The organism is Bradyrhizobium iriomotense (assembly GCF_018130765.1).
Classification (GTDB): Bacteria; Pseudomonadota; Alphaproteobacteria; order Rhizobiales; family Xanthobacteraceae; genus Bradyrhizobium; species Bradyrhizobium iriomotense_A.
Genome location: NZ_JAFCJZ010000014.1, coordinates 170,618 through 184,668 on the forward strand (window position 1 = coordinate 170,618; position 14,051 = coordinate 184,668).

Sequence of the window (14,051 nt, forward strand, 5' to 3'; positions counted from 1 at the left end):
TAGAGACCCCTCATCCGGCGCTTCGCGCCACCTTCTCCCACAGGCGGAGAAGGAAGGCGTTCGTGATTGCACAACGGCTCTTCTATGTGGAGCGCTTTGCTGCCAGCTTCCTCTTCGACCCATTCAGCGCCACCGCCGCGCGGATCAGTGCCTTCAGCGCCTTCTCATTGATCCTCTCACCCTCGCGAATATCGATCGCGCGGCGCACATTGCCGTCGAGGCTTGAATTGAACAGGCCCGCGGGATCATCCAGCGCCGCGCCCTTGGCGAAGGTCATCTTCACGACTTCCTTGTAGGTCTCGCCGGTGCAGATGATGCCGTCGTGCTCCCACACGGGAACGCCGCGCCATTTCCATTCCTCGACCACCTCAGGATCGGCCTCCCTGATCAGGCCGCGGATGCGCGCCAGCATCTCGCCGCGCCAGTCGCCGAGCTCCCTGATCCGGCCGTCGATCAGTTTCGAGGCCGACGCTCCGTCCGCGTCCTTTGCGCTGCTCTTCCTTGCGGTGACGGCCTTCTTCATGATCACGCCTCTTGCCGCGCGCCGTCGCCGCGGCTGACATAAGGCAGCGCGAACAGATACAGCCCGGTCGCGAGCAGCGGGATCAGCGGGACGAGCGCCAGGAAGCCGATCCATACGGCCTGAAGCTGCATGGTCATGGCGACGATGTTGGCGATGACCGCGACCGTGAACGCCATCGACAGCCAGCGATGAATCTGCCGAATCCACATGTGTGTGCTCATTGGGACCTCCTTTGGAAAATGTATGGAAGAGACGCCGGCGACCTAGGCTGTCCGCGCCAGCAGTTCGTCGAGCTTGTTGAAGAACTGCTTCCAGCCGGCATGCGCGCCGCCATAGGCCTGCTTCTGCGTCGGGCTGAAGCCAGCCTGCTCGACGCGCAGATGCGTGCCCGCGCCTGTCGGCGTCAGCGTGAAGGTCACGACGCTTCTGAGGTCGAACGCGGCATCCTCATGTGAGAAATTCCAGGTGTAGGCGAGCGTCTTCTGCGGCTCGATGGTGAGCACCTCGCAGTCCAGCACGCCGCCCCATTCGCCGCGCAGGTTGAAACGGTGACCGACCTCGGGCTTGAAGTCGTTCTTCATCAGCCATTCCTCGATCAGATGCGGCTGCGTCAGCGCGCGCCAGAGCCGCTCGGCCGGGAAGGCGAACTCGCGCTCGACGACAACGGATCGTGTTTCGGTCATTGGTCCATCCTCTTCAGGAGATCATCGAGAGCGTCGAGCCGGTTCTGCCAGAAGCCGGTCATCTGGCTGGTCCAGTCGACCAGCGGATTGAGCGCGCCGGGTTGCGCGCTGTAGTGCGTCTGGCGTCCCTCATGGCGGTCGCGCACCAGGCCCGCCTGCTTCAGCGCGCCGAGATGTTTCGAGACCGCCGGCTGGGAAACGCCGGACCGCAGCGTTAGTGCCCCGACCGTCTGCTCGCCCTCGCGGCACAGCCGCTCGAAGATCGCTCGCCGGGTCGGATCGGCGAGAGTCCTGAACAGGAGGTCGTGGGCGGCGGACATGGGTAATCCATAACTCCGAGGTTATGGATTAATTCATAACTGGCGGGTTATGGGTAAGTCAAGTGCTAAGGGGAGGATATGGCGCCCGCAATGACGGGGGATGTGGCGACGCCGCGCTGCCCTACGGCCGCAAATACAAATATCCCTGCGACTGGAGCTCGGCCAAACGCACCACGCCGCCTTTCTCCGCGCTGACGAAGCCGGGCAGCAGGTCCGTCAACGTCACGTTCTGCGCCTTCATCGTGTTGCCGCAGGCGGCGAGTTCGACGCCGTCCTTGGAGAAATCGCTGATCCGCTTGCTGATGTCGGGATTGGCCTGCGCCCAGTGAAACGCCTTCAGCGCCGGCCCGTGGATGACAAGCGCGATCGTGACATGGTCGGGTCCACCGACGCCGTCGATGTGGTTCTGGATGTTGCCGAGCACGAAATTGACCTTCTCGGCATCGCTGAGGTGATAGACGACCTTCAGCTTGCTGCCGGCGCCGGCTTCCGTCGCGGCCTGCGCGCGGGAGGCGCCAAGCGCCGCGCCCAAAGCCGAGATGGCGCTCCACAAGATGTTCCGGCGGTTCATGGCGGTCTCCCTAGCCTGACTTGCCAGACAGATATCACTTGTGGCGCAGCGCCGCGAGTTCCTTGCGGTCGGTCACCAGCGAAGCGCATTCGCTGGTGTCGGTGCGGTCGAGTCGGAAAATCTTGTCGTCGGCACCGGCGACCAGCGATTGCTCGGCATCGTCGTCCGGCTTGTTGTTCTGCCAGACCCTGACCCGCGCGAGGCGCACGATCGCCGACTTGTCGTCCTTGGAGAGCGCAACGCCGATGCCGCCGCCCTCGCAGTCGACGCCGCAGCCAAGGCGGGTTTCGGTGCCGTCCTTGGTGAACACGGCGTGGTTGCAGGAGCCGCTGGAATCGAAATCGCCGCTGCGATGGCGATACCTGAAGCCGAGGCGGAACGAGTTGTGGAGCTGCTTGTCCTCCTTGTCGACCTCCGCGGAGATCAGCAGCTTCATCGACGCGACCTTCTGCTTCGGGTGCCGTGCCAGATGCTCGGCGTCGTAACGGCGGACGAAGCAGGCATAGGCCTTGTCGCCGGGCCTGCCCGCATACATGCGCGCGTTGAAGGAGTCGGCCTCGGCCTTGGTGGCCTCTCGGATGTCGTCGGCCTCCTCGGCCCGGGCGGCGCCGACGAAGCCGGCAAGGACAAGCGGAAGGATGAGGGCAAGCTTCATGATCGCACCGGGGCGTGTGAACCGTCGTCAACCTGCGGGCCAACTGGCCTTTAGTCGCAGGCAGCGAACGGCGCGTTCAAGCGCTCCCGGCCGCACGCCTTGTGGGCAGCCCCGCGCAAGGTTCCCGCCTTAATCATTTGGAAGGAGGGGCGTTGGTAAACCCCCGGTTGTTGCAAATGGCTGGTGGCGGTCAAAATGTCCGTAAGTCAGAACTTGCCCAACCTTGCGATCGGCTATTCCCTTCCGCGGCTGTTCAAGTTGCTGGGTGCCGGCCTGTTGGCGACGCTGCTGTGCGGCGCGCTCGCGTTCAGCTGGCATTATGGCAGGGACATCGCCACGATCCAGATCGCGCTCAGCTATTTCGGCATCGTGTTTTTCGGCCTGGCCACCTTCAAGACGCTGTGGACGTTGATCTCCGCCAGGGAGCCGGTCCTCTTCATCACCCGTGTCGGCATTCGCGACACCAGGATCGCCGATGACACCATCTCGTGGCGATCGGTGCGGGACATATCGATCTTTCGGTATCGCAGCCAGAGGATCGTCGTTCTTCAGGTCGATCCTCTTCTCGCCGAGCGGTTCGAAGGCGGCTTTCTGAAGCGCGTCTTGTCGCTGCTGAACAAGCCCATTGGTGCGGACGGCGTGCTCGTCACGGGCGGCCTGACCATGGACGGCGAAACGCTGTTCGAGACCTGCAAGCAATACTGGACGGCAGGACGGCTGGCATATACGGGTCGCGCAGCAGCCGAGCCCGAGCCTGTCAGCTAGAGCGTTTTCGAGCGAAGTGGGTACCGGTTCGCGTCAAGAAAACGCGTCAAAACCAAGAATCTAGAGCCCCGTTCCAATTCCATCGGAACGGGAAAGGCTCTAGTCAAGGCTGCAGCCGAGACGGACCGCGTTGCTCTCACGAAACGCTGTGTGTTGGCAGTCGCCGCATGCGTGACGCGTTCAACTCGCATAACCGCGCAGGGCGGAGCGAGGCGGCCTGGTTCCATGTGCGGCCTTAGTCGAACCTCATGACAGGAAGGTTCAATCGGCGCGGGCCTTCGCTTTTTGGGAACTCGATGCCGTCAGCCATTCGACATTGTCCCCATTCGTCGATGTGATAGCCTTCACAGGCGATTGCTCCTGGCAGTCGTAGGGTGGGGCCGCCTCTGGTAAGTGTGTGGAGTCCCCCGCAATGGGCGAAATTCGCAACTTCAGATCCGGAAATCAGGACGGGCCGCCTCCACACGGCCCCATGCCTCGTCGTCTCGCGGCGATCATCGTCGGCGATATCGCTTCCTACAGTCGCATCATGCAGGCCGACGAGGAGGGAACGCATGTCCGCGTCAAGCGGATCGAGCGGGATATCATCCAGCCCAGCATCGTCGAGCACCATGGCACGCTGGTGAAGACGACGGGCGACGGCTTTATCGCGATCTTCGATAGCCCGGTCGAGGCGGTTCGATGCAGCATCGTCATCCAGCAGAATCTCATCGGCCGCAACGCCCCGCTTCCCAAGCATTCACGGCTCGAATACCGGATTGGCGTCAATCTCGGCGACGTCATCGTGGAGCCGGACGATGTCTACGGCGACGGCGTCAACATCGCCACACGCATCGAAGGCATTGCGGAGCCCGGTCAGGTCTATATCTCGGGTGCGATCTACGAGCAGATCAAGCACAAGGTCGTATGCGGCTATGAGTCGCTCGGGGACCGCAAGGTCAAGAACATCACCGATCCGGTGCGGGTCTATCGCGTGCTGCCGGACGCAGACGCAGTCGGCAGGACGCGCGGCCGGCGCGAGAGCGTGCTGCTCTTTCTTCTGATCACGGCATTGCTGGTGATTGCCGGCTACGTGCTTTGGTACGTGCTGGTGCAGCACCGCAGCCAGATAGGGCAACAGGCTGCAGCTCCTCCGATCGCGGCGCCGTCAGCTTCGCCGATGCCGCAATCCGTTCAGTCGTTGCCGAGCCCGGCGGCGCCGGCGCCACAAGCCGCACCCGCGGCGTCTCCGTTGCCCACAACGACGCCATCGCCTGCAGCATCGCCTTCACCATCTCCGGCATCCGCCCCATCGGTGACACCGGTCCGAGAACCCGAGATGATCGCCATTCGCGGCGGCAGCTTCGCCATGGGAAGCAATGACGATCCGACGGAACGCCCGGTCCACCAGGTCACGATCAAGCCGTTCTCGATCGGCAAATATCCAGTGACGGTGCAGGAGTGGAACGAATGCGCCGCTGCGAAGGCGTGCGGATTCACGGCGACCGGCAAGGACGATGCGCCGGTCAGCAATGTGAGCTGGACCGACGCGCAACAATATGTGTCGTATCTCTCCCAGGCGACGAAGAAGCCGTATCGGCTTCCGAGCGAAGCCGAATGGGAGTACGCGGCGCGCGGCGGAACGCAGGGCAAGTATTGGTGGGGTGACAAGCTCCAGCCGGGCATGGCCGGCTGCAAGGATTGCGGCAATCTCGGGTCCGAGCAGCCGGCGAGGGTCGGCAGCTTCAAGCCAAACCCGTTCGGGCTGTACGACATGGGCGGCGCGATCGACCAGTGGGTCGAGGATTGCTGGCACAAGAGCTATCAAGGCGCGCCCGGCGACGGCTCGGCATGGGCCGGCGGTGACTGCTCCTCGCACGTCCTGCGCTCGGGCTCCTGGAAGAACGATTCGCGATATGTGCGGCCGTCCAACCGCGATGGTTACGATACCAATGTCCGTTACCCCACGCATGGCTTCCGCGTCGCGCTCAGTCCGTAAGTGCCGGAGGGGATTTGATGAAGATCATTCTTGGCGCCGCATTGGCGGCAGCGATCGCATTGCCTCCGGGCGCGGCCTACGCGCAGGGCAAGACCGCGCCCAAGGACGCCAAGGTCTATTTCATCAGCCCGCGTGACGGGCAGAAGCTTCGCGGCGCATTCTGGGTCCGGTTCGGCTTACGCAACATGGGCGTGACGCATGCCGGCGACGACTACCAGAACGCCGGCCATCACCATTTGCTGGTCGACGTGAACGATCCCATCGATCCCAAGGAGCCAATTCCGCAGGACAAGTCGCATCTGCACTTCGGCGCCGGGCAGACCGAGACCCAGCTCGAACTTGCCCCCGGCACGCACACGCTGCAACTGGTGCTTGGCGACGCCAAGCACTATCCGTTCGAGCCGCCCATCGTGTCCGAGAAGATCACCATACGTGTCAGGCAACCGCTTGCCGGCAAGTGATCAGCGCAGGCTGGCGTTGATCTTGTCCAGCACCGCCGAGCCCGGGCAGAGCGTGTCCGCTTCCAGCGTGTTGAGCGGGGTCTCGACCGTGTTGAGGTGCTCGTGCAGGTCCTCCGCATCCGGGTCGACATAGAGCAGGCCGGTGACGATCTGGCCCTTGGCGGCGTGCTTCGCGAGGAAGGTCTGAGCCCCCAACCGGTCATGCGGGTCGTAATCGGCGTCGATCTTGCGCAGTGCGATCTTGCTGCCGTCATGCTGCTCGACCAGCTGCACCGTGCCCGGTGCGTAGTCGACTGCGATCGGATCGCGGCCGACCAGCACGTCGAGCCGGTTTACGGCATCATTGTGCTCGCGGACATAGTCAAAACTCTTGGTCGAGCCGGCGTGATTGTTGAAGGCGATGCAGGGGCTGATGACGTCGATGAAGGACGCGCCCTTGTGGCCGATCGCGGCCGCGATCAGCGGCACAAGCTGGCTCTTGTCGCCGGAGAATGAGCGCGCCACGAAGGTTGCGCCCAGCTGCAGCGCGATCGCGACGAGGTCGATGGCGTTGTCGGTGTTGGTGACGCCCTTCTTGCTCTTCGAGCCGCGGTCGGCGGTTGCCGAGAACTGGCCCTTGGTCAGGCCGTAGACGCCGTTGTTCTCGACGATGTAGGTCATGTTGACGCCGCGCCGGATCGAATGCGCGAACTGGCCGAAGCCGATCGAGGCGGAATCGCCGTCGCCGGAGACGCCGAGATAGATCAGGTCGCGGTTGGCGAGGTTGGCGCCTGTGAGCACGCTGGGCATGCGGCCGTGCACGGAGTTGAAGCCGTGCGAATTGCCGAGGAAATAGTCCGGCGTCTTCGACGAGCAGCCGATGCCGGAGATCTTCGCCACCCGGTGCGGTTCGATCGAGAGTTCGTAGCAGGCCTCGATGATCGAGGCCGTGATCGAATCGTGGCCGCAGCCGGCGCACAGCGTCGAGATCTTGCCCTCGTAGTCGCGATGCGTGTAGCCGAGCTCGTTCTTCTTGAGGCCCGGATGATGGAATTTCGGTTTGGCAATATAGGTCATGACACGGCCTTGCGGAGCGGGGTCACCTTGAGGTGATCCTGGTGGTCGCCAATGGCTTTTGCGATGAAACGGGCGGTGATCGGCGAGCCGTCGTAATGCACGATCGGCACGAGACGCACCGGGTCGATGCCGTTCTCGTTGACGATGAGCTGGCGGAGCTGGCTGTCGCGGTTCTGCTCGACGACGTAGACGAAGTCGTGCTCGGCGAGGAAGCTCGCCACGCTCGAATGGAACGGGAAGGCGCGGATGCGCAGGCGATCGAGCTGATGCCCGCGTGCCTCCAGCAGGCCGATCGCCTCGTCCATCGCCGGCGAGGTCGAGCCGAAATAGATCACGCCATATTTGGTCGGCCGTTCCGCATTGGCCTGCAGCGGCCGCGGCACCAGGTCCTGCGCGGTCTCGAACTTGCGCACCAGGCGCTGCATGTTGTCGGCGTAGACCGTGCCTTCCTCGGAGTAGCGCGCATAGCGGTCGCGCGAGGTGCCGCGGGTGAAATAGGAGCCCTTGGTCGGATGCGTGCCGGGATAGGTGCGATAGGGAATGCCGTCGCCGTCGACGTCGAGATAGCGGCCGAAGTCGCGGCCTTCTTCCAGCATCTCCGCGGTCATGATCTTGCCGCGGTCGTATTGCCGGGCGTCATCCCACTTCAGCGGGCGGCAGAGCCGATGGTTCATGCCGATGTCGAGGTCGAGCATCAGGAAGATCGTGGTCTGCAGCCGCTCGGCGAGATCGAAGGCGGCCGCCGCGAACTCGAACGCTTCGGCCGGATCTTCCGGGAACAGCAGCACATGCTTGGTGTCGCCATGCGAGGCATAGGCGCAGGCGATGATGTCGCATTGCTGGGTGCGCGTCGGCATGCCCGTGGAGGGGCCGGCGCGCTGGATGTTCATGATCACGGCCGGAATCTCGGCGAAATAGGAGAGGCCGATGAACTCCGTCATCAGCGAGATGCCGGGGCCCGAGGTCGCCGTGAAGGCGCGCGCGCCGTTCCAGGAGGCGCCGATGACGATGCCGATCGAAGCCAGCTCGTCCTCGCCCTGCACGATCGCGTATTTCGCTTTGCCGGTCTCCGGATCGTGCCGGTACTTCTTGCAATGCGCAGTGAAGGCCTCCGCCACCGACGAGGACGGCGTGATCGGATACCAGGCGCACACGGTGGCGCCGCCATAGACGGCGCCGAGCGCGGCGGCGCTGTTGCCCTCGATGAAGATGCGGTCGCCGACCTTGTCGGACTTCTTCACCCTGAGCCCGATCGGGCATTTCAGGTTCTGCAGCGCCCAGTCGCGGCCGAGATGCAGCGCATGGACGTTGGAGGAGAGCAGCTTCTCCTTGCCCTTGTACTGCTCGCCGATCAGCTGCTCGATCAGCTTCGGGTCCATGTCGAGCAGCGCCGAGAGGCTGCCCAGATAGATGATGTTCTTGAACAGCTGGCGCTGGCGCGGATCGGTATAGGTCGAGTTGGTGATCGCGGTGAGCGGCACGCCGATCACCGTGATGTCGTCGCGGAACTTGGTCGACGGCATCGGCTTGGTGGAATCGTAGAACAGATAGCCGCCGGGCTCGATGCCGGCGACGTCCTTGTCCCAGGTCTGCGGATTCATCGCCACCATCATGTCGACGCCGCCGCGGGCGCCGAGATGGCCGGCTTCCGTCACGCGCACCTCGTACCAGGTCGGCAGGCCCTGGATGTTGGATGGGAAGATGTTGCGCGGGGACACCGGCACGCCATGGCGCAGGATCGCGCGCGCGAACATCTCGTTGGCGCTGGCCGAGCCCGAGCCGTTGACGTTGGCGAAGCGGACGACGAAGTCGTTTACGCTGCTGATCGGCTTTTTGTCGGACATGTCGAACCTGCGTGGGTCATATCGATGAAATATTTCTGCATGTCCCAGGCGCCGGTGGGACAACGCTCGGCGCACAGCCCGCAATGCAGGCAGACATCCTCGTCCTTCACCATCACGCGCCCGGTCTTGAGGTCGCTGGAGACGTAGAGGTCCTGGTCCGGACGCGGCGAGGGCGCCTTCAGACGCTGGCGCAGGTCGCTCTCTTCGCCATTGTCCGTGAAGGTGATGCAGTCCATCGGGCAGATGTCGGCGCAGGCGTCGCACTCGATGCAGAGCGAGGTCGAGAACACCGTCTGGACGTCGCAGTTCAGGCAGCGCTCGGCTTCGCCCAGTGCGAGCTTGACGTCGTAGCCGAGCTCGACCTCGGCGCGGATGTCCTTCAGCGCGATGACCTTGTCGCGATGCGGCACCTTGAAGCGCTTGTCGTTGGAGATGTCGTTGTCATAGCTCCATTCGTGGATGCCCATCTTCTGCGAGGAGATTTGCACCTCCGGTAGCGGGCGCTCGGTGATGTCCTCGCCCGAGAGCATCTTGTGGATCGACAGCGCGGCGTCATGGCCGTGCGCGACCGCCCAGATGATGTTCTTCGGCCCGAACGCGGCGTCGCCGCCGAAGAACACCTTTGGATTGGTCGAGGCGAAGGTCTTGGGATCGACCATGGGCATGTGCCATTTGTCGAACTCGATGCCGCAATCCTGCTCGATCCAGGGGAAGGCGTTCTCCTGGCCGACCGCGACCAGCACGTCGTCGCATACGATCGTCTCGTCGGGCTCGCCCGAAGGCACCAGGTTGCGCCGGCCTTTGGCGTCGTATTCGGCTTTCACCTTCTGGAAGGTGACGCCGATCAGCTTGCCGGCGACATGCTTGAAGGCCACCGGCACCATGTAGTTGAGGATCGGGATATCCTCGTGGAGCGCGTCTTCCTTCTCCCAGGGCGAGGCCTTCATCTCCTCGAAGCCGGAGCGGACGACCACCGTGACTTTCTCGCCGCCGAGCCGGCGTGCGGTGCGGCAGCAATCCATCGCGGTGTTGCCGCCGCCGAGCACGATGACGCGCTTGCCGATCTTGTCGACATGGCCGAACGACACATTGGCCAGCCATTCGATGCCGATATGGATGTTCGCGGCGGCCTCTTTCCGGCCGGGAATGTCAAGCTCGCGGCCGCGCGGCGCGCCGGAGCCGACGAAGATCGCGTCGTATTTCTCCGCCAGCAGCGACTTCATGCTCTCGATGCGATGGCCGCCCTTGAAGTCGACGCCGAGACCCAGGATGTAGCCGGTCTCCTCGTCGATGACGGAATTGGGCAGGCGGAATTTCGGGATCTGCGAGCGCATCATGCCGCCGGCTTCGGGATCGCCGTCGAACACGGTGCAATGGTAGCCGAGCGGCGCGAGATCGCGTGCAACGGTCAACGACGCCGGACCACCGCCCACAAGGGCAACACGCTTGCCATTCTTTGGCGAGGGCCGCGGCAGGCGCTGCTTGATGTCGTCCTTGAAATCGGCGGCGACGCGCTTGAGGCGGCAGATTGCCACCGGATTTTCCTCGACGCGTCCGCGGCGGCACGCCGGCTCGCAGGGACGATCGCAGGTGCGTCCCAGAATTCCGGGAAACACATTCGATTTCCAATTGATCATATAGGCGTCGCTGTAGCGGCCTTGTGCAATCAGTCGGATGTATTCGGGAACCGGGGTGTGTGCAGGACAGGCCCACTGGCAATCGACCACTTTGTGAAAGTAGTCGGGGGCCGCGATATCGGTCGGTTTCATTCCTACCCTGTCCGCGCAGGCCCAAAGACCCCCGCGGCCTTTTCTTGAGCTTGGCGAGCGCTTTAGCGCGCTTCAATCCGGTTTCTGAATGACGTCATTGGGTTAGCTTATTAGAACCATTCCGAAGCACAACGGCAAATTTGGGTGATCTCCCGCTTTCATGGGAGCTGCGCGTGCACAGCATTAACGCGCCGCGCGCAACATGCGGCGGTGCAATATGTTGCAATGCGGATGGCCGCTTCAGCCGCGCGCGATGTCGCTCTTTGCGAGGTCCCACATCAGGCAGTAGGTGCCGACCGAGACCGGAAGCGGGAAGGGTGATGCGGCGGGACCGGTGAAGCGCTCGGCGATGACGGCCGAGACCGCGCCGACATGCGTGCCGTCGATCAGCACGAACCAGTCCCGTGCACCTTCGTTGCGCACCGCTGGAATATCCGCCGTGGCACCCGACAATTCCGACTCGCTCTCGAGCAGATGCATCGAGATGATGCCGGCGTGCTTTTCCGGTGCCAGCTTTTCTTGCAGTGCATCACGCCAGGGTGCGGCATTGTCAGGCGTCGGCCGCAGCCGCACCACGCCGAGCGCGGCCCCGCGTCCGGTGCCCTTGCTGATGGTGATGCGCGCGACCACGCGCAGCATGTCCTTGAAATGCGCCATCGTCCGCCGTGACCATTCGGTCTGGTTGGCGAGCCGCGCCCGGTAGGCGGGACTGTCGAGCACGTCGAGTGTGGCGGTCGAATACAGCGAGAGATATTTGGGATTGGCGGCGTGCGCGACATAGCGCCGCGCTTCCAGGAAACCCTCGATCGCGACGCGCTCTTCCAGATGCTCGCGATCGTACCAGCGATTGAACTCGGCCTCATCGGCGGCGTCGATATTCATCGACGTCAGCAGCATGCCTTTCCCGGCGAGCGGCATTTTCTTGGTGTCCTGTTATGCGCGCTCGCGCGCGGCCTTCGAAGCAAGGTCCGCGATCGACTTCATGACCGCGTCCCTCACGCCGCCATCATAGAGCGAATGCCCGGCTTCTTCCACGATGCGAAGTTCGGAACCGGGCCAGACTTTTGCAAGCGCCTGAGATGTCTCAGGAGGGCACAACAGGTCGTAGCGTCCCTGGATGATGATGCCGGGAATGCCTTCGAGCCGGCCGGCATTCCGCAGCAACTGGTTCCCGGTCATGAAGCTGTCGTTGAGGAAGTAATGCGCTTCCATGAACGGTGTCGCCGGCAATGTGCGCCAGACGTTCAGCGAGGCGAGGTCGAGCCGCGTCCTCGCCGGCCTGTGCTCGGACAGGATGCGCTCGGTGTCGTGCCAGGCCTTCGCCGCCGGGCCATGCACGGCCGGGTCGGCATCGAGGATGCGGCGCCAATAGGCGTCCACCGGCTGATCCCGTTCCTCGGGCGGCAGCACGCTGAGGAAATCCTCGTAGAGCGCGGGATAGAATTGCGACAGGCGCGTCGTGAAGGCCGTCACGACTTCGGCCCGCGTGCCCAGGAAGGTCGCGCGGAGCGCGATGCCCGAGACGCGCTCGGGATGGGCCTGCGCATACGCCAGCGCCAGCGTGGCGCCCCAGGAGCCGCCGACCACCATCCAGTGCGAGATGCCGAACTTCTCGCGGATCTTCTCCATGTCCGCGATCAGGTGCGCCGTGGTGTTGTGCTCGCGCGATCCCTTTGGAAGGCTGCGGCCGCAGCCGCGCTGGTCGAACAGAACGGCATGGAGACGCTCGGGATCAAACAGCCGGCGATGATCGGGCTGGCAGCCGCTGCCGGGCCCGCCATGCAGATAGACCGCAGGGATCCCGTCGGCGCGCCCGACGCTCTCGACATAGAGCTCATGGCCGTCGCCGACATCGAGCATGTCGGAGGTCAGCGGCGCAAAGGGGTCGGCACGCCTGACCGAGCTGGCCGCGTCGGCGTCAGGCGTCATTCTCGGGTTCCAGGGTGCCGCCGGCGAAGTTGCGGTAGAGGAAGCGGTTGGTCTCGCCCTCGGCCTCGCGCTCGGCCTGCTTGAAGATGGTCTCGTGCAGCGGCGACAGCGCGCAGGCCGGGTCGGTGTTGGCGGCATCGCCCGTCAGCGCGAACGCCTGGCAGCGGCAGCCGCCGAAATCGATCTCGCGGAACTCGCAAGATTTGCACGGCTCCTTCATCCAGCCGGTGCCGCGATAGCGGTTGAAGGCCTCCGAGTTCTGCCAGATCCAGGCGATCGAATGGTTGGAGCGCACGGATTCGAAATCGAGCCCGGTGATGCTCTCGGCGGCGTGGCACGGCAGCACCTTGCCGGCGGGCGAGATGTTGAAGAACTGCCGGCCCCAGCCGCCCATGCACTTCTTCGGCCGCAGCGCGTAATAATCCGGCACGACGTAGTCGATGGTCAGCCGGCCCTTTAGCTGCTCGCGCGCCTCCTCGACGAGGCGGGTGCACTCATCGAGCTGCGCCACGGTCGGCATCAAGGCGGCGCGGTTCTTCAGCGCCCAGCCGTAATACTGGACATTGGCGACCTCGAGCCGGTCGGCATCGAGATCGAGCGCCATCTGGATGATGTCGGGGAGGTGGTGCAGGTTCTGCCGGTGCATCACCGCGTTCACCGTGAGCGGCAGGTCGAGCTCGCGCGTCCATTTTGCGACCTCGAGCTTCTTGCGATGCGCATTCTTGTAGCCGGCGACGCGGTCGGCAAGGCCTTCCTCGACGCCCTGGAAAGAGATCTGGACATGGCAGAGCCCGGCGTCGGCGAGATCGCTAAGCTTCTCGCGCGTCAGCAGCACGGCCGAGGTGATGAGATTGGTATAGAGCCCGGCGTCGCTCGCATGCTTGACCAGCTCGACGAGGTCTTTCCGTGCCGTCGGCTCGCCGCCGGAGAAATGCACCTGCAGCACGCCGATCTCGGCGAGCTCGCTCAAGACCTTTTTCCACTCGTCCGTGGTCAGCTCCTTGCCCGAGCGGTCGAGCTCGACCGGGTTGGAACAGTAGGGGCATTGCAGCGGGCAGCGGTGCGTGATCTCGAGCAGCACCGCGAGCGGAATCCCAAAGGTCTCTGCCGTCGAGCGCTGCTTCTCCAGCACCGCGAGGCTGTCGCTCATCCCGGGCGGGATATTGCCGAGCACGTCGCTCATAACGTCTTCTCCCGGGCCTCGGTGAGGAAGCCCTTGTCGGCGAGATCCTGCAGCATCACGATGACGTCGGCCAGGATCGCCTCGCGCGGTGCGGCGTATTTGGCCGCGAGCTGATCCGCGACGTCGCCGACATTGCGCTCGCCATTGCAGAGCTGCAAGACCTCCACCGCGATTTCGTCCGGCGCCAGCACGCGTTCCGGCGCCAGGATCACCCAGACCTTGCGGGTCTCGTCGTATTTCAGCTTGGCATGCCGCGGCAGCACGGGGCGGCTTGCCTCGCTGACGCTGATATGACGCGGCCCGGCCATCCCAGT

Annotated in this window: 16 protein-coding genes; 3 read left to right on the forward strand and 13 right to left on the reverse strand. The window is 64.0% G+C overall.

Annotated elements, in window-relative coordinates; genetic code table 11:
* Positions 1 to 82 precede the first annotated feature (82 nt).
* The 6 genes from JQ635_RS23845 to JQ635_RS23870 all read right to left on the reverse strand — a co-directional run bounded on the left by JQ635_RS23845 (position 83) and on the right by JQ635_RS23870 (position 2,752).
* Positions 83 to 523: a DUF1801 domain-containing protein gene (locus JQ635_RS23845; RefSeq protein WP_211412221.1), complete on the reverse strand. Its 441-nt coding sequence runs from the start codon at positions 521 to 523 to the stop codon at positions 83 to 85.
* Between the two features lie 2 nt (positions 524 to 525).
* On the reverse strand, positions 526 to 744 hold the full coding sequence (locus tag JQ635_RS23850) for a hypothetical protein (RefSeq protein ID WP_211412222.1): 219 nt from the start codon (positions 742 to 744) through the stop codon (positions 526 to 528).
* A 42-nt stretch (positions 745 to 786) separates the two neighbouring features.
* Entirely contained in the window at positions 787 to 1,206 is a 420-nt protein-coding gene (locus tag JQ635_RS23855; protein WP_211412223.1) for an SRPBCC family protein, read from the reverse strand.
* Positions 1,203 to 1,526, reverse strand: coding sequence for an ArsR/SmtB family transcription factor (locus JQ635_RS23860; protein ID WP_211412224.1), 324 nt, complete (start codon positions 1,524 to 1,526; stop codon positions 1,203 to 1,205). Before JQ635_RS23860 ends, JQ635_RS23855 begins: the two co-directional genes overlap by 4 nt.
* Positions 1,527 to 1,647: 121 nt before the next feature.
* Positions 1,648 to 2,097 carry a DsrE family protein gene (locus JQ635_RS23865; protein ID WP_211412225.1) on the reverse strand — a complete coding sequence of 150 codons (450 nt, stop codon included), beginning with the start codon at positions 2,095 to 2,097 and terminating at the stop codon, positions 1,648 to 1,650.
* A 34-nt stretch (positions 2,098 to 2,131) separates the two neighbouring features.
* On the reverse strand, positions 2,132 to 2,752 hold the full coding sequence (locus JQ635_RS23870; protein ID WP_211412226.1) for a hypothetical protein: 621 nt from the start codon (positions 2,750 to 2,752) through the stop codon (positions 2,132 to 2,134).
* Between the two features lie 195 nt (positions 2,753 to 2,947).
* Here JQ635_RS23870 and JQ635_RS23875 point away from each other — a divergent pair, with 195 nt between their 5' ends.
* The 3 genes from JQ635_RS23875 to JQ635_RS23885 all read left to right on the forward strand — a co-directional run bounded on the left by JQ635_RS23875 (position 2,948) and on the right by JQ635_RS23885 (position 5,956).
* Positions 2,948 to 3,517: an STM3941 family protein gene (locus JQ635_RS23875; RefSeq protein WP_211412227.1), complete on the forward strand. Its 570-nt coding sequence runs from the start codon at positions 2,948 to 2,950 to the stop codon at positions 3,515 to 3,517.
* 412 nt (positions 3,518 to 3,929) lie between these two features.
* A complete protein-coding gene (locus tag JQ635_RS23880) occupies positions 3,930 to 5,495 on the forward strand; it encodes an SUMF1/EgtB/PvdO family nonheme iron enzyme (RefSeq protein WP_211412228.1) in 1,566 nt (521 codons plus the stop codon).
* Positions 5,496 to 5,512: 17 nt separating this feature from the next.
* Positions 5,513 to 5,956, forward strand: a complete 444-nt coding sequence (locus JQ635_RS23885; protein ID WP_211412229.1) for a DUF4399 domain-containing protein — start codon at positions 5,513 to 5,515, stop codon at positions 5,954 to 5,956.
* On the opposite strand, the gene JQ635_RS23890 is transcribed toward JQ635_RS23885, so the two are convergent.
* From JQ635_RS23890 to pqqD, 7 genes are all read right to left on the reverse strand, one after another.
* Positions 5,957 to 7,012 carry a 2-oxoacid:ferredoxin oxidoreductase subunit beta gene (locus JQ635_RS23890; RefSeq protein WP_211412230.1) on the reverse strand — a complete coding sequence of 352 codons (1,056 nt, stop codon included), beginning with the start codon at positions 7,010 to 7,012 and terminating at the stop codon, positions 5,957 to 5,959.
* The gene (locus JQ635_RS23895) at positions 7,009 to 8,856 is read right to left on the reverse strand and encodes a 2-oxoacid:acceptor oxidoreductase subunit alpha (protein ID WP_211412231.1); all 1,848 of its coding nucleotides are present in this window, start codon (positions 8,854 to 8,856) and stop codon (positions 7,009 to 7,011) included. The genes JQ635_RS23890 and JQ635_RS23895 overlap by 4 nt, the downstream gene beginning before the upstream one ends.
* Positions 8,826 to 10,625, reverse strand: coding sequence for an FAD-dependent oxidoreductase (locus JQ635_RS23900; RefSeq protein ID WP_211412232.1), 1,800 nt, complete (start codon positions 10,623 to 10,625; stop codon positions 8,826 to 8,828). The genes JQ635_RS23895 and JQ635_RS23900 overlap by 31 nt, the downstream gene beginning before the upstream one ends.
* A gap of 240 nt (positions 10,626 to 10,865) precedes the next feature.
* The gene (locus tag JQ635_RS23905; protein ID WP_211412233.1) at positions 10,866 to 11,543 is read right to left on the reverse strand and encodes a DUF4286 family protein; all 678 of its coding nucleotides are present in this window, start codon (positions 11,541 to 11,543) and stop codon (positions 10,866 to 10,868) included.
* A 15-nt stretch (positions 11,544 to 11,558) separates the two neighbouring features.
* Positions 11,559 to 12,554 carry a prolyl aminopeptidase gene (gene pip, locus JQ635_RS23910; protein ID WP_211412234.1) on the reverse strand — a complete coding sequence of 332 codons (996 nt, stop codon included), beginning with the start codon at positions 12,552 to 12,554 and terminating at the stop codon, positions 11,559 to 11,561.
* Positions 12,544 to 13,737: a pyrroloquinoline quinone biosynthesis protein PqqE gene (gene pqqE / locus JQ635_RS23915; protein ID WP_211412235.1), complete on the reverse strand. Its 1,194-nt coding sequence runs from the start codon at positions 13,735 to 13,737 to the stop codon at positions 12,544 to 12,546. The genes pip and pqqE overlap by 11 nt, the downstream gene beginning before the upstream one ends.
* Positions 13,734 to 14,045 (reverse strand): pyrroloquinoline quinone biosynthesis peptide chaperone PqqD, encoded by a 312-nt coding sequence (gene pqqD / locus JQ635_RS23920; protein ID WP_211412236.1) that lies wholly within the window; start codon positions 14,043 to 14,045, stop codon positions 13,734 to 13,736. Before pqqD ends, pqqE begins: the two co-directional genes overlap by 4 nt.
* Positions 14,046 to 14,051 lie beyond the last annotated feature (6 nt).

Coding starts and splice junctions, on each gene's coding strand:
- JQ635_RS23860 (WP_211412224.1), bottom strand. CDS start 1,526: ATGTCCGCCGCCCACGACCTCCTGTTCAGGACTCTCGCCGATCCGACC.
- JQ635_RS23900 (WP_211412232.1), bottom strand. CDS start 10,625: ATGAAACCGACCGATATCGCGGCCCCCGACTACTTTCACAAAGTGGTC.
- JQ635_RS23885 (WP_211412229.1), top strand. CDS start 5,513: ATGAAGATCATTCTTGGCGCCGCATTGGCGGCAGCGATCGCATTGCCT.
- pqqD (WP_211412236.1), bottom strand. CDS start 14,045: ATGGCCGGGCCGCGTCATATCAGCGTCAGCGAGGCAAGCCGCCCCGTG.
- JQ635_RS23855 (WP_211412223.1), bottom strand. CDS start 1,206: ATGACCGAAACACGATCCGTTGTCGTCGAGCGCGAGTTCGCCTTCCCG.
- JQ635_RS23870 (WP_211412226.1), bottom strand. CDS start 2,752: ATGAAGCTTGCCCTCATCCTTCCGCTTGTCCTTGCCGGCTTCGTCGGC.
- JQ635_RS23880 (WP_211412228.1), top strand. CDS start 3,930: ATGGGCGAAATTCGCAACTTCAGATCCGGAAATCAGGACGGGCCGCCT.
- JQ635_RS23865 (WP_211412225.1), bottom strand. CDS start 2,097: ATGAACCGCCGGAACATCTTGTGGAGCGCCATCTCGGCTTTGGGCGCG.
- pip (WP_211412234.1), bottom strand. CDS start 12,554: ATGACGCCTGACGCCGACGCGGCCAGCTCGGTCAGGCGTGCCGACCCC.
- JQ635_RS23875 (WP_211412227.1), top strand. CDS start 2,948: ATGTCCGTAAGTCAGAACTTGCCCAACCTTGCGATCGGCTATTCCCTT.
- JQ635_RS23850 (WP_211412222.1), bottom strand. CDS start 744: ATGAGCACACACATGTGGATTCGGCAGATTCATCGCTGGCTGTCGATG.
- JQ635_RS23895 (WP_211412231.1), bottom strand. CDS start 8,856: ATGTCCGACAAAAAGCCGATCAGCAGCGTAAACGACTTCGTCGTCCGC.
- JQ635_RS23905 (WP_211412233.1), bottom strand. CDS start 11,543: ATGCCGCTCGCCGGGAAAGGCATGCTGCTGACGTCGATGAATATCGAC.
- JQ635_RS23890 (WP_211412230.1), bottom strand. CDS start 7,012: ATGACCTATATTGCCAAACCGAAATTCCATCATCCGGGCCTCAAGAAG.
- pqqE (WP_211412235.1), bottom strand. CDS start 13,737: ATGAGCGACGTGCTCGGCAATATCCCGCCCGGGATGAGCGACAGCCTC.
- JQ635_RS23845 (WP_211412221.1), bottom strand. CDS start 523: ATGAAGAAGGCCGTCACCGCAAGGAAGAGCAGCGCAAAGGACGCGGAC.